Annotated in this window: 22 protein-coding genes; 11 read left to right on the top strand and 11 right to left on the bottom strand. The window is 52.8% G+C overall.

Going from position 1 to position 20,806, the window contains the following annotated elements:
- A partial coding sequence (locus J4685_RS03425; RefSeq protein ID WP_208202725.1) for a hypothetical protein occupies positions 1-213 on the bottom strand: 213 nt, incomplete at its 3' end.
- A 101-nt stretch (positions 214-314) separates the two neighbouring features.
- Between J4685_RS03425 and J4685_RS03420 the strand changes: the two genes are divergently transcribed.
- Positions 315-1,454, top strand: a complete 1,140-nt coding sequence (locus tag J4685_RS03420; protein ID WP_000989896.1) for a glycoside hydrolase family 105 protein — start codon at positions 315-317, stop codon at positions 1,452-1,454.
- Between the two features lie 53 nt (positions 1,455-1,507).
- Here the strand turns inward: J4685_RS03420 and mrdA are convergent, their stop codons facing one another.
- Both mrdA and argS read right to left on the bottom strand, forming a co-directional pair.
- Positions 1,508-3,379, bottom strand: coding sequence for a penicillin-binding protein 2 (gene mrdA, locus J4685_RS03415; protein WP_000142870.1), 1,872 nt, complete (start codon positions 3,377-3,379; stop codon positions 1,508-1,510).
- A 188-nt stretch (positions 3,380-3,567) separates the two neighbouring features.
- Positions 3,568-5,301, bottom strand: coding sequence for an arginine--tRNA ligase (argS, locus tag J4685_RS03410; protein ID WP_001025370.1), 1,734 nt, complete (start codon positions 5,299-5,301; stop codon positions 3,568-3,570).
- 236 nt (positions 5,302-5,537) lie between these two features.
- On the opposite strand from argS, the gene J4685_RS03405 reads away from it, so the two are divergent.
- A complete protein-coding gene (locus J4685_RS03405) occupies positions 5,538-6,107 on the top strand; it encodes a VOC family protein (protein ID WP_000024796.1) in 570 nt (189 codons plus the stop codon).
- 19 nt (positions 6,108-6,126) lie between these two features.
- Positions 6,127-6,873, top strand: a complete 747-nt coding sequence (gene cutC, locus J4685_RS03400) for a copper homeostasis protein CutC (protein WP_001185762.1) — start codon at positions 6,127-6,129, stop codon at positions 6,871-6,873.
- A gap of 234 nt (positions 6,874-7,107) precedes the next feature.
- Here cutC and cmoB read toward each other — a convergent pair whose 3' ends face one another.
- Genes cmoB through J4685_RS03375 form a run of 5 tightly spaced genes read right to left on the bottom strand, consistent with a single transcriptional unit; the run spans position 7,108 to position 10,689 of the window.
- On the bottom strand, positions 7,108-8,079 hold the full coding sequence (gene cmoB, locus J4685_RS03395) for a tRNA 5-methoxyuridine(34)/uridine 5-oxyacetic acid(34) synthase CmoB (protein WP_000569028.1): 972 nt from the start codon (positions 8,077-8,079) through the stop codon (positions 7,108-7,110).
- Positions 8,076-8,819, bottom strand: a complete 744-nt coding sequence (gene cmoA / locus J4685_RS03390; RefSeq protein ID WP_000019609.1) for a carboxy-S-adenosyl-L-methionine synthase CmoA — start codon at positions 8,817-8,819, stop codon at positions 8,076-8,078. The genes cmoB and cmoA overlap by 4 nt, the downstream gene beginning before the upstream one ends.
- 40 nt (positions 8,820-8,859) lie before the next feature.
- The gene (locus J4685_RS03385; protein ID WP_000252976.1) at positions 8,860-9,255 is read right to left on the bottom strand and encodes an MAPEG family protein; all 396 of its coding nucleotides are present in this window, start codon (positions 9,253-9,255) and stop codon (positions 8,860-8,862) included.
- A 52-nt stretch (positions 9,256-9,307) separates the two neighbouring features.
- A complete protein-coding gene (locus J4685_RS03380; RefSeq protein ID WP_000639226.1) occupies positions 9,308-10,126 on the bottom strand; it encodes a DUF72 domain-containing protein in 819 nt (272 codons plus the stop codon).
- Positions 10,123-10,689, bottom strand: coding sequence for a hydrolase (locus J4685_RS03375; protein ID WP_000916144.1), 567 nt, complete (start codon positions 10,687-10,689; stop codon positions 10,123-10,125). The genes J4685_RS03380 and J4685_RS03375 overlap by 4 nt, the downstream gene beginning before the upstream one ends.
- Positions 10,690-11,013: 324 nt before the next feature.
- On the opposite strand from J4685_RS03375, the gene aspS reads away from it, so the two are divergent.
- From aspS to ruvC, 4 genes are all read left to right on the top strand, one after another.
- On the top strand, positions 11,014-12,786 hold the full coding sequence (gene aspS / locus J4685_RS03370) for an aspartate--tRNA ligase (protein ID WP_001258632.1): 1,773 nt from the start codon (positions 11,014-11,016) through the stop codon (positions 12,784-12,786).
- 102 nt (positions 12,787-12,888) lie between these two features.
- Positions 12,889-13,341 (top strand): dihydroneopterin triphosphate diphosphatase, encoded by a 453-nt coding sequence (gene nudB, locus J4685_RS03365; protein ID WP_000653694.1) that lies wholly within the window; start codon positions 12,889-12,891, stop codon positions 13,339-13,341.
- Between the two features lie 29 nt (positions 13,342-13,370).
- Positions 13,371-14,111: a YebC/PmpR family DNA-binding transcriptional regulator gene (locus tag J4685_RS03360; RefSeq protein WP_000907242.1), complete on the top strand. Its 741-nt coding sequence runs from the start codon at positions 13,371-13,373 to the stop codon at positions 14,109-14,111.
- Positions 14,112-14,147: 36 nt separating this feature from the next.
- Positions 14,148-14,669: a crossover junction endodeoxyribonuclease RuvC gene (ruvC, locus tag J4685_RS03355; protein ID WP_000022509.1), complete on the top strand. Its 522-nt coding sequence runs from the start codon at positions 14,148-14,150 to the stop codon at positions 14,667-14,669.
- A gap of 1 nt (position 14,670) precedes the next feature.
- Here ruvC and J4685_RS03350 read toward each other — a convergent pair whose 3' ends face one another.
- Positions 14,671-15,270, bottom strand: a complete 600-nt coding sequence (locus J4685_RS03350; RefSeq protein ID WP_000716741.1) for a YebB family permuted papain-like enzyme — start codon at positions 15,268-15,270, stop codon at positions 14,671-14,673.
- 209 nt (positions 15,271-15,479) lie between these two features.
- On the opposite strand from J4685_RS03350, the gene J4685_RS03345 reads away from it, so the two are divergent.
- The 3 genes from J4685_RS03345 (at position 15,480) to ruvB (ending at position 18,162) form a co-directional block, all read left to right on the top strand.
- Positions 15,480-16,172, top strand: a complete 693-nt coding sequence (locus J4685_RS03345) for a hypothetical protein (protein WP_000227314.1) — start codon at positions 15,480-15,482, stop codon at positions 16,170-16,172.
- 359 nt (positions 16,173-16,531) lie between these two features.
- A complete protein-coding gene (ruvA, locus tag J4685_RS03340; protein ID WP_000580335.1) occupies positions 16,532-17,143 on the top strand; it encodes a Holliday junction branch migration protein RuvA in 612 nt (203 codons plus the stop codon).
- Between the two features lie 8 nt (positions 17,144-17,151).
- Positions 17,152-18,162 (top strand): Holliday junction branch migration DNA helicase RuvB, encoded by a 1,011-nt coding sequence (ruvB, locus tag J4685_RS03335; RefSeq protein ID WP_000568508.1) that lies wholly within the window; start codon positions 17,152-17,154, stop codon positions 18,160-18,162.
- A 78-nt stretch (positions 18,163-18,240) separates the two neighbouring features.
- Here the strand turns inward: ruvB and znuB are convergent, their stop codons facing one another.
- Complete coding sequence (gene znuB / locus J4685_RS03330; protein ID WP_000571511.1) at positions 18,241-19,026, bottom strand: zinc ABC transporter permease subunit ZnuB; 786 nt, start codon at positions 19,024-19,026, stop codon at positions 18,241-18,243.
- Entirely contained in the window at positions 19,023-19,778 is a 756-nt protein-coding gene (znuC, locus tag J4685_RS03325; RefSeq protein WP_000203023.1) for a zinc ABC transporter ATP-binding protein ZnuC, read from the bottom strand. The genes znuB and znuC overlap by 4 nt, the downstream gene beginning before the upstream one ends.
- Before the next feature lie 78 nt (positions 19,779-19,856).
- Between znuC and znuA the strand changes: the two genes are divergently transcribed.
- The gene (gene znuA / locus J4685_RS03320; RefSeq protein ID WP_000939597.1) at positions 19,857-20,801 is read left to right on the top strand and encodes a zinc ABC transporter substrate-binding protein ZnuA; all 945 of its coding nucleotides are present in this window, start codon (positions 19,857-19,859) and stop codon (positions 20,799-20,801) included.
- The last annotated feature ends 5 nt before the right edge of the window (positions 20,802-20,806 follow it).

The raw sequence follows: 20,806 nt of genomic DNA, 5'->3' as shown, positions 1-20,806 counted from the left end.
GTTGAACTTTTGCAGTTGCCAGACCGCAAGATGTTTTAACAAATCAAAAGGGGTTTTAATAACTGGCTTAAAGCTGAAAGCTTTCCGGAACCCCCAGCCTAGCTGGGGGTTTTCCATAGACAATAAATAGAAACACCGTTTTATAAAATGGTGAGGTAGGTTGCCGGACTCTTTGCGTTTTTGCCATTTACGCTCTGGCAATGGCAGAAACAAAAAGGTTTCCGCCCAGCTTAGCTTTTACTGTAGCGAATCGACTGCGTCCGCGGTAAAACTGCACGCAGCACTGAATTCGACATTACACAGAGGTTAAGCAAATGATGGTTTATCCAGTCAAACACAGTCCGCTATTGCGTCAGCCTGAGCATTTTATCGCCAGAGATGAACTAAAAGCCTTGATTCAAAAGGTGACGCATAACCTGGTCAATATTAAAGATGAGACGGGCGAATTTTTATTGCGACTGGACGACGGACGCGTGATCGATACTAAAGGCTGGGCCGGATGGGAGTGGACGCACGGCGTGGGCCTGTACGGAATGTATCACTATTATCAACAGACCGGCGACCAGACGATGCGTAAGATCATTGATGACTGGTTTGCCGATCGTTTTGCGGAAGGCGCGACGACGAAAAACGTTAATACGATGGCGCCGTTTTTAACGCTGGCGTATCGCTATGAAGAGACGCGTAATCCAGCGTATTTACCGTGGCTGGAAACGTGGGCCGAATGGGCGATGAATGAAATGCCCCGTACCGATCACGGCGGAATGCAGCACATCACGCTGGCGGAGGAAAATCATCAGCAGATGTGGGACGACACGCTAATGATGACGGTGCTGCCGCTGGCGAAAATCGGTAAGCTGTTGAACCGGCCGGAATATGTGGAAGAGGCAACCTATCAGTTCCTGCTACACGTGCAGAATTTGATGGATAAAGAGACGGGGCTGTGGTTCCACGGCTGGAGCTATGACGGTCATCATAACTTCGCTAACGCTCGCTGGGCGCGCGGCAACAGCTGGCTGACCATTGTGATCCCGGATTTTCTTGAACTGCTGGACTTGCCGGAAAATAATGCCGTGCGCCGTTATCTGGTCCAGGTACTGAATGCGCAGATCGCCGCGCTGGCGAAATGTCAGGATGAAAGCGGTTTGTGGCATACGCTGCTTGACGATCCGCACTCTTATCTTGAGGCGTCGGCGACGGCGGGTTTTGCCTACGGTATTCTTAAAGCGGTGCGCAAACGCTATGTCGAACGGCACTATGCGCAGGTGGCGGAAAAAGCTATTCGGGGGATAGTGAAACATATCTCGCCGGAAGGCGAACTGCTGCAAACATCATTTGGCACTGGCATGGGCCACGATCTCGATTTTTACCGTCATATTCCGTTGACCTCTATGCCTTACGGGCAGGCGATGGCAATGCTGTGTTTGACGGAATATCTGCGTAACTATTTCTGATGTATGCAGATATTCCGGTCGTATCCTTGTCTGATGGCGCTTTGCTTATTTGACTATGGCGCCTGACCCGACTGTGTGGTATCAGCCTGTGGATCAAACAGGTGGTCAAGGATTTTTCGCATGATGGGCGCGGCGGTAACGCCGTCGCTTCCGCCGTTTTCCAGAATCAAGGCAATAGCGACCTTAGGGTTTTTATACGGTGCAAAAGCGGTATAAAACACATGATCGCGCAGGCGAATGGGGATCATTTTCGCATTGTAGGTCTGATTTTCTTTCAGGCTAAACACCTGCGACGTGCCGCTTTTGGCCGCAATGCCGTAGGGCGCGGTGTGAAAGAACTTATAGCCCGTTCTGTTGGGTGCATTCGCCATGCCGTACATCGCCTGACGCACCAGTCCCCAGTATGGCGACGCCGGATCGGCTATCTGTGCCGGTGTTCCTGAAGGACGATACGGAACCACCGTTTTGCCGCTCTCTTCATTGAGTAACAGGTGAGGGGCAATCACCTTACCGTTGTTGATGAGCGCCACCATCGCTTTTACCATCTGGATGGGGGTGGCAATCCAGTAGCCCTGGCCGATGCCGACAGAGATGGTATCGCCCTGATACCAGGCTTTTTTATGGACCCGCTGTTTCCATGCGCGGCTGGGAAGCAGCCCGTCATACTCTTCACTAAGGTCGATACCCGTCGGTTTGCCATAGCCGAACTGAGACAACATCGTGTCGATACGGTCAATACCCATCATATAAGCGACCTGATAGAAAAAGGTATCCGCAGATTCCTCAATCGCTTTAGTGACATCCAGCATACCGTGTCCGGTTTTTTTCCAGTCCCGGTAATGACGCTGCGTGCCGGGAAGCGTCCAGGTTGGCGCGCCAAAGAAGGTGGTTTGCGGCGTAATAATCCCGCATAACAGCGCGGACATCGCCATATAGGGTTTAACCGTTGACGCCGGGGGATAAAGCCCTTGCGTCACGCGGTTGATCAGCGGCAGATTTTTATCGTGCAGCAGTTTGCCGTAATCCTGATAGCTAATGCCTTTTACAAAGGGGGTCGGGTCGTAGCTGGGCATAGATACCATCGCCAGCACTGAACCATCGTGCGGATCTTCAACCAGTACGGCAGCACGCTGCCCGGCCAGCAAACTTTCAATGTACTCTTGTAAATGGAGATCCAACGTCAGGTGAATGTTCTTACCCGCGATGGGAGGAACGTCTTTCAGCAGGCGGACAATACGCCCGTGATTATCCACCTCGACCTCCTGATAACCGGTTTTGCCATGAAGATCGTTTTCGTAGTAACGCTCAATCCCCTGTTTACCGATGTTATGGTCCGCCGCGTAATTCTCTGCCAGCCCTTTTTTATCCAGCGCTTTAAGGTCGTTATCGTTTATCTTTGACACGTAACCGAGAACATGCGCCAGCTCCGCGCCGTAAGGATACTGCCGATCCTGATAGCTATTGATCGTGACGCCGTTGAAATGAAACTGATTGACCGCAAAGCGTGCGATTTCAACATCCGTTAGCGCGTTTTTGAGCACTACCGGACGATAGCGGCTACTGGATTTTAGCGCGCGGCGAAAGTCGGCGATATCGTCGGGGGAGAGATCAACAATAGGGGTGAGCTGTTTTAGCAGCGCATCCATATCGGCAATTTTATAGGGCGTAACCGCGATATCATACCAGGTTACGTTACGCACCAGCGGAATGCCGTTGCGATCGTAAATGATGCCGCGCGTGGGCGCGACGGGTAGCATCTTGATATCGTTCTCATTCGAACGGGTGGTGTAGTAGTGGTGCTGGCGGATTTGCAAGTTATAGAGGTTGAAGATCAGGATACCAAAGCAGACAACCACTACACCAAACGCCACAATCACACGTCTCAGGAAGAGTTTCTCTTCCGCATCAAAGTCTTTAAAAGTCATTACCTGTACCTGAACAATCCGCCGCCTAATGATACGGGGCGGTCAGCGCCAGCACAGGTAAAAGATGTTCCATCTCTCTATAGAAATGTGTCATTCCTTGTGATTTGTTACAGATATACCGCTGTGGCAATAAAAAGGCCTGAGTCCGTTACCCGGAGTCAGGCCTGATGATGTTAACGACGGCGCGTTTACATGCGTTCTACGGTTTCGATACCCAACGTATCCAGACCCAGTTTCAGCGTCTTCGCCGTCAGTTGCGCCAGTTTTAGGCGGCTATTGCGAACCGCGTCATTCTCGGCGCTGAGAATAGGGCAGTGCTCGTAGAAGCCGGAGAACAGCCCGGCGACGTCATACAGATACGCGCACATGACGTGCGGCGTACCTTCACGCGCGACCACCGTCAGGGTTTCTTCAAACTGCAGCAGACGGGCAGCGAGCTGCGCTTCGCGATCTTCGCTAATGATAACCGGCGCGCTCGCCAGCGCCTGCTCGTCGATGTCCGCTTTACGGAAAACAGACAGCACACGCGTATAGGCATACTGCATATAAGGTGCGGTATTGCCTTCGAAAGCCAACATATTATCCCAGTCGAAGATATAGTCAGTGGTGCGGTTTTTTGACAGATCGGCGTATTTCACCGCGCCAATACCGACGGCGTTAGCCAGTTTTTCCAGCTCGTCAGCCGGCATATCCGGGTTCTTCTCCGCCACCAGACGACGCGCGCGCTCCAGCGCCTCATCCAGCAGGTCCGCCAGTTTCACCGTACCGCCCGTGCGAGTTTTAAACGGTTTACCGTCTTTACCCAACATCATGCCGAACATGTGGTGTTCCAGCGGAACGGAATCCGGCACATAACCGGCTTTACGCACAATGGTCCAGGCCTGCATCAGGTGCTGGTGCTGACGGGAGTCAATGTAGTAGAGCACGCGGTCGGCGTGCAGCGTTTCGTAACGGTATTTGGCGCAGGCGATATCGGTAGTGGTATACAGATAACCGCCATCTTTCTTCTGAATAATGACGCCCATCGGGTCGCCTTCCTTGTTTTTAAACTCATCAAGGAAAACCACCGTTGCGCCTTCGCTTTCAACCGCCAGGCCTTTGGCTTTCAGATCGGCGACGATGCCCGGCAGCATCGGATTATACAGACTTTCGCCCATCACATCGTCACGCGTCAGAGTGACGTTCAGACGATCATAGGTGATCTGGTTTTGCGTCATCGTGATATCAACCAGCTTACGCCACATCTCACGGAAATAGGTATCACCGCTCTGCAATTTGACGACGTAGTTACGCGCGCGCTCGGCAAACGCTTCATCTTCGTCATAATGTTTTTTCGCATCGCGGTAAAATCCTTCGAGATCCGCCAGCGCCATGTCGCCCGCGTTTTCCTGCTGCTGTTTTTCCAGCCAGGCGATAAGCATACCGAACTGGGTGCCCCAGTCGCCGACGTGGTTAGCGCGAATAACATGATGGCCCAGAAACTCCAGCGTGCGCACTGCCGCATCGCCAATGATCGTGGAGCGTAGATGACCAACGTGCATCTCTTTCGCGACGTTGGGCGCGGAGTAGTCGACGACAATCGTCTGGCGAGTCGGCTGAGAAACGCCCAGACGATCGGAGGTCAGCGCCTGTTGCACCTGTTCAGCGAGAAAAGCCGGTTCGAGGAAAATATTGATAAAGCCTGGGCCGGCGATTTCAACCTTGCTGGCGATGCCGCTGAGATCCAGATGAGTCAGCACCTGCTCTGCAAGTTGTCGGGGGGCCATACCCAGTTTTTTCGCAACTGCCATCATGCCGTTGGCCTGATAGTCGCCGAACTGAACTTTGGCTGACTGACGAACCTGGGGCTCGCAATCTGCAGGCGCGCCTGCAGCAATCATGGCCTGACTAACTTTTTCTGAGAGAAGAGCCTGAATATTCACCGGAATACCTTACGTTTATGAAGTGGACTGTATTGCCCGCGCCAGTTTAAGAATTAGGGCGGGAGTATACTGCAAATGCCCGTTGGCGTCAGCATTGCGCGCGCGGCGCGTCGCCTGAAATATACGCAACAATAATCTGCATAAGCATTCAATAAACGCCCAATCAAATCAAAGGTTGGTTGCCGGGGCGCAACAGCGTAAATTAGCGGTTTTCACAGCAAGAAGAGCGTCCTGATATGGCGAACTGGCAACACATTGATGAACTGCATGATATTTCCGCAGATTTACCGCGATTCACTCTGGCGTTCAGAGAACTTTCCACTCGCCTTGGTCTGCAGATTAGCGCCCTTGAGGCCGATCACATTTCATTGCGCTGTCACCAGAATACGACGGCGGAGCGTTGGCGTCGCGGTTTTGAACAATGCGGCGAGCTACTGTCGGAAAATATCATCAACGGCAGGCCGATTTGTCTGTTTAAACTGCATGAACCGGTATGTGTGGAACACTGGCGGTTTTCTGTTATTGAATTACCGTGGCCGGGAGAAAAACGCTATCCACACGAAGGGTGGGAGCATATTGAAATCGTGCTGCCCGGCGAGCCGGAGACCTTGAACGCGAGGGCCCTGGCGTTGTTGTCGGATGAGGGGCTTAGTCAGCCGGGGATCGTGGTTAAAACCAGTTCGCCACAGGGCGAGCATGAACGTTTGCCAAACCCTACGCTGGCTGTGACCGATGGCCGCGTCACGGTAAAATTTCATCCATGGTCGATTGAAGCGATTGTCGCCAGCGAACAGGCGGCCCATTAACCTGCCGAGCGGAGTGAATATGGCGTTACTTGAGATCTGTTGTTACAGCATGGAATGCGCGCTCACCGCGCAGCGAAACGGCGCGGATCGTATCGAACTGTGCGCCGCGCCGAAAGAAGGAGGGCTTACGCCTTCTTTCGGCATCTTACGCAGCGTACGCGAGCATATTACGATTCCCGTACATCCGATTATTCGTCCTCGCGGCGGAGATTTTTACTACACTGACGGCGAATTTGCCGCCATGCTGGAAGATATCCGTCTCGTCAGAGAGTTGGGGTTTCCCGGGCTGGTTACTGGCGTGTTGACCGTTGATGGGGATGTCGATATGTCGCGAATGGAAAAAATAATGACGGCGGCCGGGCCGCTGGCGGTGACATTCCACCGCGCCTTCGATATGTGCGCTAATCCCTTCAATGCGCTAAAGAATCTGGCTGACGCAGGCGTAGCAAGAGTACTGACTTCCGGGCAAAAAGCCGATGCGGCGCAAGGTTTATCAATAATTATGGAACTTATTGCCCAGGGGGATGCTCCAATCATTATGGCTGGTGCGGGGGTTCGTGCAAATAACCTGCAGAATTTCCTCGATGCCGGAGTACGGGAAGTACACAGTTCCGCCGGAGTCTTACTGCCTTCGCCGATGCGCTATCGCAATCAGGGGTTATCGATGTCTGCCGATATACAGGCGGACGAGTATTCTCGCTATAGGGTAGAGGGTGCGGCGGTCGCTGAAATGAAAGGAATCATTGTTCGCCATCAGGCCAAATGATTTTTACCGTTGCATCATGTCGCCCAATATGATGCTTGCTCGTACCAGGCCCCTGCCAATTCAACAGGGGCTTTTTTTCTCCTTCATATTTCAAGCCGCAGCAGCGTTGGCCGCCTCGCGCACCCCGGTCACGTAGCTACCTACGTTCCCGGGGATTTGCTGCGTTGCCGCCTTGCTGCAACTTGAACTATTTTGGAGAAACGGTGCTATACGTAACGGTCATTCGGCAATCCATCACCGTTTACGCGCAATCAGCACCGCGCGCTGCGGGGCGGGATAGCCTTCCACCGTCTTGCTGCGATCGTTCGGGTCAAGAAAATCGGCCAGCGACTCGGTAACCATCCATTCGGTACGGCACTGCTCTTCGGTGGTAGTGACGCAAACGTCAGCGATACGCACATCAACAAAGCCGCATTTTTCCAGCCATTTTTTTAATGCCGGCGCGGAAGGAATAAAATAGACGTTACGCATCTGCGCGTAGCGGTCACCCGGCACCAGTACAGTATTTTCGTCGCCGTCGACGACCAGCGTTTCCAGTACCAGCTCACCCTCGTTGACCAACTGATCTTTTAATTGCCACAGATGCTCCAGCGGCGAGCGACGGTGATAAAGCACCCCCATTGAAAAGACGGTATCAAATGCTTTCAGCGCCGGGAGTTGTTCAATGCCCAACGGCAGCAGATGCGCGCGCTGATCGTTACCCAACAGTTTACGCACCGCCTCAAATTGGCAGAGGAAAAGCTGTGTAGGATCGATGCCGACCGCCAGATGTGCGCCCGCGCCAATCATCCGCCACAGGTGATAGCCGCTGCCGCAGCCGACATCAAGGATCGTCCGGCCGGTTAAATCTGACAGATGCGGCAGTACGCGATCCCACTTCCAGTCTGAGCGCCATTCGGTATCAATATCTACGCCATAAAGCGAGAACGGGCCTTTACGCCACGGCATCAGATTACGCAGCAATGTATCAATACGCTTTAGCTGACCTTCGCTGAGCGGCGTTTCGCTTTCCGCCGTGACGCTGTGCAGTAAATCCAGCCGCCAGGGCGTAATTTCCGGTAAAAATTCTACCGCGTTCGACCACTGTTTAAACAAGCCATGCTGCTGCTCGCGTTGCCAGGCGGCAATCTGCGCGGGCAATGTTTCCAGCCAGTGGGAGAGATGATTTTTAGCAATGAGCTGATAAAAGTTACCAAACTCGATCATGCGGCAACTCCGGCTTTTAACGCGACAAGCGACCCGAAGTTAAAGCACTGGAACCACAGTTCGCTGTGTTCGAAACCCGCCTGACGCAGGCGCGCTTTATGTGTTTCCACCGAGTCGGTGAGCATCACGTTTTCCAGCATACTGCGCTTTTGGCTGATCTCCAGTTCGCTGTACCCATTAGCGCGTTTAAAATCGTGGTGCATGTTGAATAACAGCTCGCCCACTTTCGCGTCTTCAAAGCTAAATTTTTCCGACAGTACCAGCGCGCCGCCGGGATTCAACCCCAGGTAAATCTTATCCAGCAATGCCTGGCGTTCGGCAGGTTCAAGGAATTGTAGGGTAAAATTCAGCACCACCATCGAGGCGTTTTCAATAGTGATATCGCGGATATCGCCTTCAACGACTTCAACCGGCGTAGGCGCTTTATACGCATCAATATGACGGCGGCAGCGTTCAATCATGGCCGGGGAGTTATCGACGGCGATAATGCGACAATGCTCATGGCGGATATTACGCCGAACAGACAGCGTCGCGGCACCCAGCGAGCAGCCCAGATCGTAGACCTGCGTGTTCGGCTGCACAAAGCGTTCAGCTAACATGCCGATCATGGAGATGATGTTGGAGTAGCCTGGTACCGAACGCTGAATCATGTCGGGGAAAACTTCGGCTACTCGTTCATCAAAAGTCCAGTCGCCGAGACGGGCGATAGGCGCAGAAAAAAGCGTGTCGCGGTGAGACATAACGTATACATCCGGGAAAAATAAAGGCGCATATTGTGCGCTAATACAGGGAGAAAACCAACTCCCAGGGCATATACCACAGGTTTGCCAGCACCATCAGCAACAATGCGTACCAGGTCGCGCTCATCCCCGCCCGCCGCCAGCGGAACAGGCGGTGGTGAAAACCGTAATAATGCATCAGCCGACCGGCGATTAAAATGATGCCGCAGATATGCACCATCCACGTTTCGGCGCCGTTCATTTCCATAAACAGCAGCAGCACCAGCGCGACAGGAATATATTCCACCGCGTTGCCATGAATACGGATGGCGCTTTGCAATTCGCTAAAACCGCCGTCGCCATAGGCGACACGGTACTGCATTCGCAAGCGAACGACATTAAAAGAGAACTTCATTAATAATAACGCACCCAAAACGGCATACAGCGCGCTTACCATACAAACTCCCTTTTAAAATGGCTGATGGCACTGTCTATGATAGGGGGCATTTTCAGAAAAGAGAAGATTGCTGTGGAATGGACGGAGCAGTGCCGATTTCCGGTAAGACGCTGCGTAAATCATGCCAAAGCGTATTCACCAGTTCCGGCGCCTGCGCGATATCCGGAGTATGTAAAAACAGAAAAGGCGTGGTGGTCTGCCGCCACTGCGGGAGTTTCTGCAACCAGGCAGCGAAAAACTCACGGTTTTGCGCCATATTATCGCTACCGATAAAACGCACCATCGGATGGCTGGCCGTCACGACCGCATGTACCGGGACTTTGGGTTTTTTTCGCTGCGCGTCACGGACGGCCTCGCTGTGGGGATGGGCGGCATGTACCGGACGACTATCCAGGATCACGCGGTTTACGCCGCGCGCGTGTAACCCGCGATTGAGCCGCTGTTCATCCTCACCCTTGTCAAAAAAACACGGATGACGAACTTCTACGCCATAGGTAAACGTGGCGGGGAGCGCATCAAGAAACTGCCATAAGGCGGGGAGATCGCGCGGTCCAAAGGCGGCGGGCAACTGCAGCCAGTATTGGCCAATACGCGTTTCCAGCGGCGCCAGGCGGGTAAAAAACGCCTGTACCAGATCGTCGCAATGGCGCAGAGCGGCCTGGTGAGAAATGGTGGCGGGAAATTTAAAGCAAAAACGGAAATCGTCCGTAGTTTGCGCATACCAGCGATCGACAATTTCCGCTTTCGGCAGCGCGTAAAGCGTGGTGTTGCCCTCCACGCAGTTAAAGTGGCGGGCATACTCTTCCAGACTGGTGATGCCGAGCCGCGCCCATTTCGGGTGCGACCATTGCGGCAAGCCAATGTAGATCATAAGGCGTTTAAAATATCCTCTACGCTGCGTACCCGGCCAATGCGCGGGAAAATATGCGTCATACTGCTCTGATGCTGCTCACTGCTGGCGGCGCTACAGGCATCTTCGGCAATAATAAGGTTAAATCCCAACTCCCAGGCGTTACGCGCTGTGGATTCGACGCCGATATTGGTTGAGATTCCGCACAATATGATGGTGTCGATACCCCGGCGGCGAAGCTGTAATTCCAGGTCGGTGCCGTAAAATGCGCCCCACTGGCGTTTAGTCACTTCCAGATCGCTGTCCTTTTTACCCAATGCCGTAGGCCAGGTCCACCAGTTTTCCGGCAACGCGTGCGCAGGCGTTGCGGCATCCACCGGCTGTTTTAACGCTTCGGCATAATCATCAGACCATCCAACGCGTACCATAACCACGGGCGAGCCGTTGGCGCGACACTTTTCCGCCAGCCGCGCGGCGCGGGCGACCACCTCATTTGCCGTATACGGGCCGCCGGCAAACGGAAGAATTCCTTCCTGTAAATCAATAACCACCAGGGCGGTTGTGGTCGCGTTGAGTTTCAGCATGATAATCACTCTCCTAAAAATAGCGGATTTCACTACACCTTAAGCGCGATTAAAGAGGAAAGCGGCGACAAATATTGTTAATTTTTGTGAGCATACGCAATACCCGCGTGAAAAACCCGGGTACAGTCAGTATGAACCAAGTGTCGATACCGCATGAAACGGGCAAGTTATCGCTCCCATGCTGGATTGACTCTTATCGTGCGGCAGAATTTCCAGTATAATAGCCGCCTTTTTTCATCCAGTTGTGACATACAGCTAAAGCTGCGACTTCGTCGCCTGCATGGCAGGCAACAATCCGCCTGCGGCTAAGTTAAGGGATATCTCATGCGTACAGAATATTGCGGACAGCTACGTCTGTCCCACGTGGGGCAGCAGGTGACTCTGTGTGGTTGGGTCAACCGTCGTCGTGATCTTGGCAGCCTGATCTTTATCGATATGCGCGACCGCGAAGGTATTGTGCAGGTGTTCTTCGATCCGGATCGTGCGGACGCGTTAAAGCTGGCCTCTGAACTGCGTAATGAGTTCTGCATTCAGGTTACGGGCACCGTGCGTGCGCGTGACGCGAAAAACGTCAATGCGGATATGGCGACCGGCGAAATTGAAGTGCTGGCGTCCTCTCTCACTATCATCAACCGCGCAGACTCACTGCCGCTTGACGCTAACCACGTTAATACCGAAGAGGCGCGTCTCAAGTACCGCTATCTGGATTTGCGTCGTCCGGAAATGGCGCAGCGCCTGAAAACTCGCGCCAAAATTACCAGCCTGGTGCGTCGTTTTATGGACGATCACGGTTTCCTTGATATTGAAACCCCGATGCTGACCAAAGCGACCCCGGAAGGCGCGCGCGATTACCTGGTACCGTCCCGCGTACACAAAGGTAAATTCTATGCGTTGCCGCAGTCGCCGCAGCTGTTCAAACAGCTCCTGATGATGTCCGGTTTCGACCGTTACTATCAGATAGTCAAATGCTTCCGTGATGAAGACTTACGTGCTGACCGTCAGCCGGAGTTTACTCAGATCGACGTCGAGACCTCCTTCATGACCGCGCCACAGGTGCGCGAAGTGATGGAAGCGCTGGTGCGCCATTTGTGGCTGGAAGTGAAAGGCGTGGATCTGGGGGATTTCCCGGTCATGACGTTTGCCGAAGCGGAACGTCGCTACGGTTCCGACAAGCCAGACCTGCGTAACCCGATGGAGCTGGTAGATGTCGCTGACCTGCTGAAATCGGTAGAGTTCGCGGTCTTCGCGGGCCCGGCTAACGATCCGAAAGGCCGCGTGGCAGCGCTGCGTGTGCCTGGCGGCGCACAGCTTAGCCGTAAGCAGATCGACGATTACGGTAACTTTGTTAAGATCTACGGCGCGAAAGGACTGGCATATATCAAAGTTAACGAGCGCGCGAAAGGTCTGGACGGGATTAACAGTCCGGTGGCCAAGTTCCTGACCGCCGACATCGTCGAGGCTATCCTTGAACGTACCGGCGCGCAGGACGGCGACATGATCTTCTTCGGCGCAGATAACAAAAAAGTGGTTGCCGATGCGCTGGGCGCGCTGCGTCTGAAACTGGGCAAAGACCTGAGCCTGACCGACGAAGACAAATGGGCGCCGCTGTGGGTGATTGACTTCCCGATGTTCGAAGACGACGGCGAAGGCGGTCTGACCGCGATGCACCATCCGTTCACCGCCCCGCGTGACATGACGGCGTCTGAACTGAAAACTGCCCCGGAAGAAGCCGTCGCTAACGCTTACGATATGGTGATTAACGGCTATGAAGTGGGTGGCGGTTCGGTGCGTATTCACAACGGTGAAATGCAGCAAACCGTATTTGGTATTCTCGGTATCAATGAGCAGGAGCAGCGCGAGAAGTTCGGCTTCCTGTTGGATGCGTTGAAATACGGTACGCCGCCGCACGCGGGCCTGGCGTTTGGTCTGGACCGTCTGACCATGCTGTTGACCGGCACCGACAATATTCGTGATGTTATCGCCTTCCCGAAAACGACCGCCGCCGCGTGTCTGATGACTGAAGCGCCGAGTTTCGCCAACCAGGCAGCGTTGACGGAGTTGGGGATTCCGGTTGTGAAGAAAGCCGAGAATAACTGATATGAACAATGTACACGACATCATTCGCGTGATATCGCGGCGGCCCGCAAGGGGGAGTCTCATCAATGCGCGGCGTCACCCAACAGCCAACAACGAGGTCGCGTGAAGGATAAAGTGTACAAGCGCCCCGTTTCGGTCCTGGTGGTTATTTTCGCGCAGGATACGAAACGGGTGCTAATGTTGCAGCGACGCGACGACCCGGATTTTTGGCAGTCAGTGACTGGCAGCATAGAAGAAGGGGAGACCGCGTTGCAGGCCGCCGTGCGTGAAGTCAAAGAGGAGGTCACGATTGATGTTGCGGCAGAGCAACTGACCTTAGTCGACTGCCAACGTACGGTGGAGTTTGAAATTTTTTCACATTTACGTCATCGCTATGCGCCGGGCGTCATGCACAATACAGAATTCTGGTTCTGCCTTGCGTTACCGCATGAGCGGCAGGTGATATTCACTGAACATCTGACGTACCAGTGGCTTGATGCGCCTGACGCGGCGGCGCTTACCAAGTCCTGGAGTAACCGGCAAGCGATTGAAGAGTTTGTCATTAACGTCGCCTGAAAAGGCGCGCTTTTTTTGAGGAAATATTTATGGCAGGTCATAGTAAATGGGCCAACACCAGACATCGTAAAGCTGCGCAAGATGCCAAGCGCGGTAAAATCTTCACTAAAATTATTCGTGAACTGGTAACGGCAGCTAAATTGGGCGGCGGCGATCCGGATGCCAACCCGCGTCTGCGCGCGGCTGTAGATAAAGCGCTGGCCAACAACATGACCCGCGACACTCTGAACCGTGCCATCGCTCGCGGTGTGGGTGGTGATGAAGACTCGAACATGGAAACCATCATCTATGAAGGTTATGGTCCTGGCGGCACGGCCATTATGATTGAGTGTTTGAGTGACAACCGTAACCGTACCGTAGCGGAAGTGCGTCATGCTTTCAGCAAGTGCGGCGGTAATCTGGGTACCGATGGCTCAGTGGCGTACCTGTTCAGTAAGAAAGGGGTCATCTCCTTTGAGAAAGGCGATGAAGACACCATCATGGAAGCCGCACTGGAAGCTGGCGCGGAAGATGTTGTGACCTATGATGATGGCGCGATTGATGTTTACACTGCCTGGGAAGAGATGGGCAAAGTGCGTGACGCGCTGGAAGCGGCGGGTCTGAAAGCGGACAGCGCCGAAGTGTCCATGATCCCGTCAACCAAAGCGGATATGGATGCGGAAACCGCGCCGAAACTGCTACGTCTTATCGATATGCTGGAAGACTGTGACGATGTTCAGGAAGTCTACCATAACGGTGAGATCTCTGATGAGGTGGCGGCGACCCTGTAATGGTGCTGCTAAACGCCGGCGGGCAGGGGGTATAGCGTGTCGATTATTCTCGGTATTGACCCCGGCTCGCGTATTACTGGTTATGGCGTTATCCGCCAGGTAGGCAGACAACTGACCTATCTGGGCAGCGGATGTATTCGTACCAAAGTCGATGATTTGCCGTCTCGTTTGAAGCTCATATACGCAGGCGTGACGGAAATCATCACGCAGTTCCAGCCGGACTATTTTGCTATCGAACAAGTGTTTATGGCGAAGAATGCCGATTCAGCCCTCAAGCTGGGACAGGCGCGCGGCGTAGCGATTGTCGCCGCGGTCAACCAGGAACTGCCCGTGTTTGAATACGCGGCGCGTCAGGTGAAGCAAACTGTCGTCGGTATTGGTAGCGCGGAGAAAAGCCAGGTACAGCATATGGTTCGTACGTTGCTGAAGCTCCCCGCTAACCCGCAGGCAGACGCCGCAGATGCGCTGGCTATCGCCATTACGCATTGCCATGTTAGCCAGAACGCGATGCAAATGAGCGAGAGCCGACTCAATCTGGCGCGGGGAAGGTTGCGCTAAATTATTCTCCCTCAGCCTCGCGTTGAGGGTTTTCAATTCCACAGGCGCTAATTAATTCTAAATTGGGATGTTGCCACAGGCTGGCGGGCGTCACCGTCTTACGATCCCACGGGATTGAACCTAAAAACCAGAATTTCCAGAAGGTGAGTTTCGCATCAGGATTGCTGTGAAGTAATTCTTCGAATGTCTCAATATCGCCTACCGGAATACACAATGCTTCTTTATAGATATCAAACACAAATTTCGAGCAGAACTGGCGCGATGACTCGTATTTAAACCCCGTGTGATAAAACTTATTCAGCCGGGCGGGAACCTGCTCCATGATGGCGAGTTTCTGCTCGACCGTCAGGCCGCCGCACAGGCGACGAACCGCGTAACGTTGTCCGGCTGAACGTTGTATAAATAGTGACAGCGTGGTGACGGTTGAGAGGGGGACGCGACTTTCCGCCACCAGATAGTCATCACCATTATGACCAATAATAATCCCAACATGGTTGCTCCAGCACTGTGAAGCGGTGGATATCTGGCCGAAAAGCGCGGCACCTATACAGGTAAAGACGATATCCCCGGTTTCATATTGGACAGGATAATGTTTTTTCATCTCTGCATTCCATTATTTGAAATAAATTCCTTTTATTTATTCTACAGGGTAGTTAGCATTATACCAGATAAATGACAAGCCTTAGTGTCATCGAAATATGTATGGTGAATATTTCATTTGTTGGAATTAATGTCGCAAATATAACTGGGGAGGAATTAAGGTGGTAAATTTCTCATTATCTGCTCTCTTATATTGACAGGGAGTACGACGTGGTTGATGATAAACCAATGAAAATAGGTTGGGTGTTTTATTTTTCTTATATTTTTGTTGCTATTATCTTTCATCTGTTTATTAGTTTTTGTTATTGTTTGAGTATTGATATGGCAGAGGCTAATACCGTTGTTTTTTTATTAAAGCCAGGGACGATTTCATTATTATTTTTACTTCTCCCTGCCAGGCGGTTCAGAACCAGACTGTTGGCAACATTGAGTTCAGTTTTCATTGCCTTAGTATTTAACCAGTGGCATTTGGTTGCCGGGAATAAAGAACTGGTTTTGTGCATGCAGGCAGCGTGCTTTATGGCTTTCCTGGCTATGACATCGGTAAAAAAATCCGGGTGGATGATTAGCGCATCATTATTTTTGGTTTGTGCGGCCGGAACGATTCGCCAGTGCTGGCTGGAACAGTTGTTTAACGCTGCCGATATATATATTGTTGATGATGGGCGGAGCTGTGGTGCCAGCGGCCACTGCTTCCAGTATATTGCAGCAAAAGGCCGTGGGTTAGCAGCAAAACGACAGGCACTTTTTAGTAGTGAAGAGTATGTGAATATTTATTATAGTTATTCAGAAGGGATACCAGCCGTGAATTTCGATGGCATGAAAAATGAGTTTGCACAATATTTATTGTGTCATGGTGAATTAAAATATGTTGTGCGCGACGATAAAACAACATGCGATTAAATTCAGCGCTAGTGGTTAATTTTATTAAATCTATTCTCGGGTCTGTTTTTTGGGGGGACCGATGTTCCGCTGTTGGCATTCGTACTGGATACAGTATTAGTGTTATCAGGATACTCATTATTGAAGACTACCAAACTTGCGCCACGGCATGTTGGCAAAAAGTTATTCGCGTAGGACGCAAAAAGTTGTCAATGAGTGTACGACTTATTTTGTACGCAGCGGGGAGCGTGCCCGTCGTTAACTATCGCGGGTTGTCGGAGTACAGAAATATCGGGATAAGTGTTTTTCATCTGGATAAACATCCAGTCTTTTTTTATGATAGTGCATTATCTTTTCAGCCCTTTACGCAGGAGCGTCATGTGATAGGCAGACTCAGAGGCATTATTCTCGAAAAACAACCCCCGATCGTGCTGCTGGAGACAGGGGGCGTAGGCTATGAAGTACATATGCCTATGACCTGCTTTTACGAGCTGCCGGAGGCCGGGCAGGAGGCAATCGTCTTCACCCACTTCGTGGTGCGTGAAGATGCGCAGTTGCTGTACGGATTTAACAATAAGCAAGAGCGCACGCTATTTAAAGAGCTAATTAAAACGAATGGCGTCGGGCCTAAGCTGGCGCTGGCGATCCTCTCCGGCATGTCGGCGCAGCAGTTTGTGAATGCGGTTGAGCGCGAAGAGCTGGGTGCGCTGGTGAAGCTGCCGGGTATCGGCAAGAAAACCGCCGAAAGGCTGATTGTCGAAATGAAAGACCGCTTTAAAGGGCTACATGGCGATCTCTTTACGCCAGCGGTCGATCTGGTATTGACGTCGCCGGCCAGCCCAACCTCGGAAGATGCAGAACAAGAAGCAGTTGCTGCGCTGGTGGCGCTGGGTTATAAACCGCAAGAAGCCAGTCGGATGGTAAGTAAGATCGCCCGTCCGGACGCAAGCAGTGAAACACTGATTCGCGACGCGTTACGCGCCGCGCTATGAGGTAAAGGATGATAGAAGCAGATCGCCTGATTTCAGCAGGCGCCACGATCGCAGAAGACGTCGCCGATCGCGCCATTCGCCCGAAGTTATTGGCGGAATATGTCGGCCAACCGCAGGTGCGCTCCCAGATGGAGATCTTTATTCAGGCGGCAAAACGGCGTGGCGACGCATTAGATCACTTGCTGATTTTCGGCCCGCCAGGGTTAGGTAAAACGACTCTGGCGAATATCGTTGCCAATGAAATGGGCGTCAACCTCCGAACCACGTCCGGCCCGGTGCTGGAAAAAGCAGGCGATCTGGCGGCTATGCTCACCAATCTTGAACCGCATGATGTGCTGTTTATTGATGAGATCCACCGGCTTTCACCGGTGGTGGAAGAGGTACTCTATCCGGCGATGGAAGATTACCAGTTGGATATTATGATTGGCGAAGGGCCGGCTGCACGTTCAATTAAAATCGATCTGCCGCCGTTTACGCTCATTGGCGCGACGACGCGCGCCGGGTCGTTAACGTCCCCGCTACGTGACCGTTTTGGTATTGTGCAGCGCCTGGAGTTCTACCAGGTGCCCGATCTGCAGCACATCGTCGGGCGCAGCGCAAGGCACATGGGGCTTGAAATGAGCGATGACGGCGCGCTGGAAGTGGCGCGTCGGGCGCGCGGTACGCCGCGTATAGCCAACCGCCTGCTCAGACGTGTGCGTGATTTTGCTGAGGTGAAGCATGACGGGGCTATTTCAGCGGAAATTGCCGCGCAGGCGCTGGATATGCTGAACGTCGATGCGGAAGGGTTTGACTATATGGATCGCAAGCTGCTGCTGGCGGTTATTGATAAATTCTTCGGTGGTCCGGTGGGACTGGATAACCTGGCGGCGGCGATTGGCGAAGAGCGTGAAACCATTGAGGATGTGCTGGAGCCGTATCTGATTCAGCAAGGCTTTTTGCAGCGCACGCCGCGTGGGCGTATGGCAACGGTGCGCGCCTGGAACCATTTCGGGATCACGCCGCCAGAGATGCCTTAGCGCCTGAAGTCGCTGCGCTCATCAGACCTGGGCGATTTTGTAGGCCCGGTAAGCGCAGCGTCACCGGGCAACACACGCTTAGCTTGCCTGCTTTTTCATCATACTGAAGATAAACAGCAGCGCGGCAAACAGCACTACGGATGGCCCTGCCGGGGTATCATAAAAGGCTGAGAAGGTCAGTCCACCTGTAACCGCTATCATACCTACACCAACGGCGACGCCCGCCATCTGTTCCGGCGTACGGGCAAAGCGACGCGCGGTTGCGGCGGGGATAATCAGCAGCGACGTAATGATCAGCGCTCCGACAAACTTCATCGCTACGCCGATAGTTAACGCCGTTACCAGCATCAATAGCAGCTTCACGCGCTGTAACTTCACGCCATCGACAAAGGCAAGATCCGGACTGATAGTCATTGACAGCAAGTTGCGCCACTGCCAGAAGAGAATGGCCAGCACAATAACGACCCCAATAGCGATCGAGATAAGATCTTCCGGCGTGACGGCCAGCAAATCGCCAAACAGATAAGCCATTAAATCAACGCGGACGTTGGACATCAGGCTGACCACGACCAGTCCTAAAGATAAGGCGCTGTGCGCCATAATGCCCAGTAAGGTATCAATCGCGAGGTGAGGGCGTTTCTCCAGCCATACCAGACCGGCGGCCAGCAGCAGCGTAACGGCGATTACCGCATAAAAGGGGTTAACGTCCAGCAACAGGCCAAACGCCACGCCCAGAAGCGACGCGTGAGCCAGCGTATCGCCAAAATAGGACATCCGACGCCAGACCACAAATGAGCCCAAAGGACCAGCGGCGCAGGCCAGCATCATCCCGGCCAGCCAGCCGGGCAGTAATAATTCAATCATGAGTGACCATTTCCCCGGCGCAGTACAATACGGCCCTGTAAATCGTGGCGATGATTATGATGATGGCGATAAATCCCTAATTGCTCCGCGCCTCGCGGGCCAAACATAGAGATAAATTCCGGATGCATAGACACCACTTCCGGCGCGCCGGAACAGCAAATATGATGGTTCAGGCATAACACTTCATCCGTCTTTGCCATGACCAGATGTAGATCATGTGACACCATCAACACGGCGCAATCGAGTTCGCGACGCAGCTGATCGATAAGGTCGTATAACGCGACCTGGCCGTTGACATCCACGCCTTGCGTCGGCTCATCAAGTACCAGCAACTGCGGCCTGTTAAGCAGAGCACGCGCCAGCAGTACGCGCTGTGTCTCGCCGCCGGAGAGTTTTTGCATGGGCGCGTCAATCAAATGTCCGGCCTGAACGCGTTTAAGCGCCGGGAGAATATCCGTTTTTTGCGTGCCGGGACGTAAACGTAAAAATCGGTTTACCGTCAGCGGAAGCGTGGTATCGAGATAGAGCTTTTGCGGGACATAGCCGATACGGAGTTGCCCGTTGCGCTTGATCACCCCTTCATCAGGGGCTACCAGTCCTAAAACCACGCGTACAAGCGTTGACTTCCCCGCGCCGTTAGGGCCGAGAAGCGTTAAAATTTTTCCGGGGCTCAATTCAAGCGACACGTCAGAGAGGACGCGGCGTTGACCAAATGAGACCGAGACGTTTTCCAGTGAAACTAAACTTGTCATGTTAATTTTAGGCTTGCAGAAGTGATAGAATGTTATAATATCACATTTCACACATTCATTACGATGATTAGTCGCATTATGTTACAGAAAAATACGCTTCTTTTCGCAGCATTATCCGCCGCGCTTTGGGGGAGTGCAACCCAGGCCGCCGATGCCGCCGTTGTCGCTTCGCTTAAACCGCTTGGGTTTATCGCTTCCGCCATTGCTGATGGCGTTACGGATACGCAAGTATTACTTCCGGATGGGGCTTCCGAGCATGATTATTCATTGCGTCCATCAGACGTAAAACGCTTACAGGGCGCGGACTTAGTCGTCTGGGTTGGCCCGGAAATGGAAGCCTTTATGGAGAAGTCGGTCAGGAATATCCCCGATAATAAGCAGGTTACCATCGCGCAACTTGCCGATGTAAAACCGTTACTCATGAAGGGCGCGGATGATGATGAGGATGAACATGCGCACACGGGCGCCGATGAGGAAAAAGGTGACGTACATCACCATCACGGCGAATATAACATGCATCTTTGGCTCTCCCCAGAGATAGCGCGGGCTACAGCGGTTGCAATCCATGAAAAATTAGTGGAACTTATGCCGCAAAGTCGAGCTAAACTCGACGCCAACCTGAAGGATTTTGAGGCACAATTAGCCGCAACCGATAAACAGGTCGGTAACGAGCTCGCGCCGCTCAAGGGGAAAGGGTATTTCGTTTTTCATGACGCCTACGGTTACTACGAAAAACACTACGGACTCACCCCACTCGGTCACTTTACCGTGAACCCTGAGATACAACCTGGCGCGCAGCGTTTACATGAAATAAGAACACAGTTGGTTGAGCAAAAAGCAACCTGCGTTTTTGCTGAGCCACAATTCAGGCCAGCGGTCGTGGAAGCCGTGGCGAGAGGGACATCCGTTCGAATGGGAACACTGGACCCCCTCGGGACGAACATTAAACTGGGTAAAACAAGCTATTCAGCGTTTTTAAGCCAATTAGCCAACCAGTATGCGAGCTGCCTGAAAGGAGATTAACGAGG

This window comes from Salmonella sp. 32100201201700099SM (assembly GCF_017572645.1).
GTDB classification, from domain to species: domain Bacteria; phylum Pseudomonadota; class Gammaproteobacteria; order Enterobacterales; family Enterobacteriaceae; genus Salmonella; species Salmonella enterica.
Note: the sequence above shows the minus strand (reverse complement) of the source record. Positions and strands in the feature narration are given on the sequence as shown.

Excerpts from the sequence above, each read along its gene's own strand:
- J4685_RS03420 (WP_000989896.1), top strand. The coding sequence starts at position 315 with ATGATGGTTTATCCAGTCAAACACAGTCCGCTATTGCGTCAGCCTGAG.
- mrdA (WP_000142870.1), bottom strand. The coding sequence starts at position 3,379 with ATGACTTTTAAAGACTTTGATGCGGAAGAGAAACTCTTCCTGAGACGT.
- J4685_RS03405 (WP_000024796.1), top strand. The coding sequence starts at position 5,538 with ATGGCGAACTGGCAACACATTGATGAACTGCATGATATTTCCGCAGAT.
- cutC (WP_001185762.1), top strand. The coding sequence starts at position 6,127 with ATGGCGTTACTTGAGATCTGTTGTTACAGCATGGAATGCGCGCTCACC.
- cmoB (WP_000569028.1), bottom strand. The coding sequence starts at position 8,079 with ATGATCGAGTTTGGTAACTTTTATCAGCTCATTGCTAAAAATCATCTC.
- cmoA (WP_000019609.1), bottom strand. The coding sequence starts at position 8,819 with ATGTCTCACCGCGACACGCTTTTTTCTGCGCCTATCGCCCGTCTCGGC.
- J4685_RS03385 (WP_000252976.1), bottom strand. The coding sequence starts at position 9,255 with ATGGTAAGCGCGCTGTATGCCGTTTTGGGTGCGTTATTATTAATGAAG.
- J4685_RS03380 (WP_000639226.1), bottom strand. The coding sequence starts at position 10,126 with ATGATCTACATTGGCTTGCCGCAATGGTCGCACCCGAAATGGGCGCGG.
- J4685_RS03375 (WP_000916144.1), bottom strand. The coding sequence starts at position 10,689 with ATGCTGAAACTCAACGCGACCACAACCGCCCTGGTGGTTATTGATTTA.
- aspS (WP_001258632.1), top strand. The coding sequence starts at position 11,014 with ATGCGTACAGAATATTGCGGACAGCTACGTCTGTCCCACGTGGGGCAG.
- J4685_RS03360 (WP_000907242.1), top strand. The coding sequence starts at position 13,371 with ATGGCAGGTCATAGTAAATGGGCCAACACCAGACATCGTAAAGCTGCG.
- J4685_RS03350 (WP_000716741.1), bottom strand. The coding sequence starts at position 15,270 with ATGAAAAAACATTATCCTGTCCAATATGAAACCGGGGATATCGTCTTT.
- ruvB (WP_000568508.1), top strand. The coding sequence starts at position 17,152 with ATGATAGAAGCAGATCGCCTGATTTCAGCAGGCGCCACGATCGCAGAA.
- znuB (WP_000571511.1), bottom strand. The coding sequence starts at position 19,026 with ATGATTGAATTATTACTGCCCGGCTGGCTGGCCGGGATGATGCTGGCC.
- znuC (WP_000203023.1), bottom strand. The coding sequence starts at position 19,778 with ATGACAAGTTTAGTTTCACTGGAAAACGTCTCGGTCTCATTTGGTCAA.
- znuA (WP_000939597.1), top strand. The coding sequence starts at position 19,857 with ATGTTACAGAAAAATACGCTTCTTTTCGCAGCATTATCCGCCGCGCTT.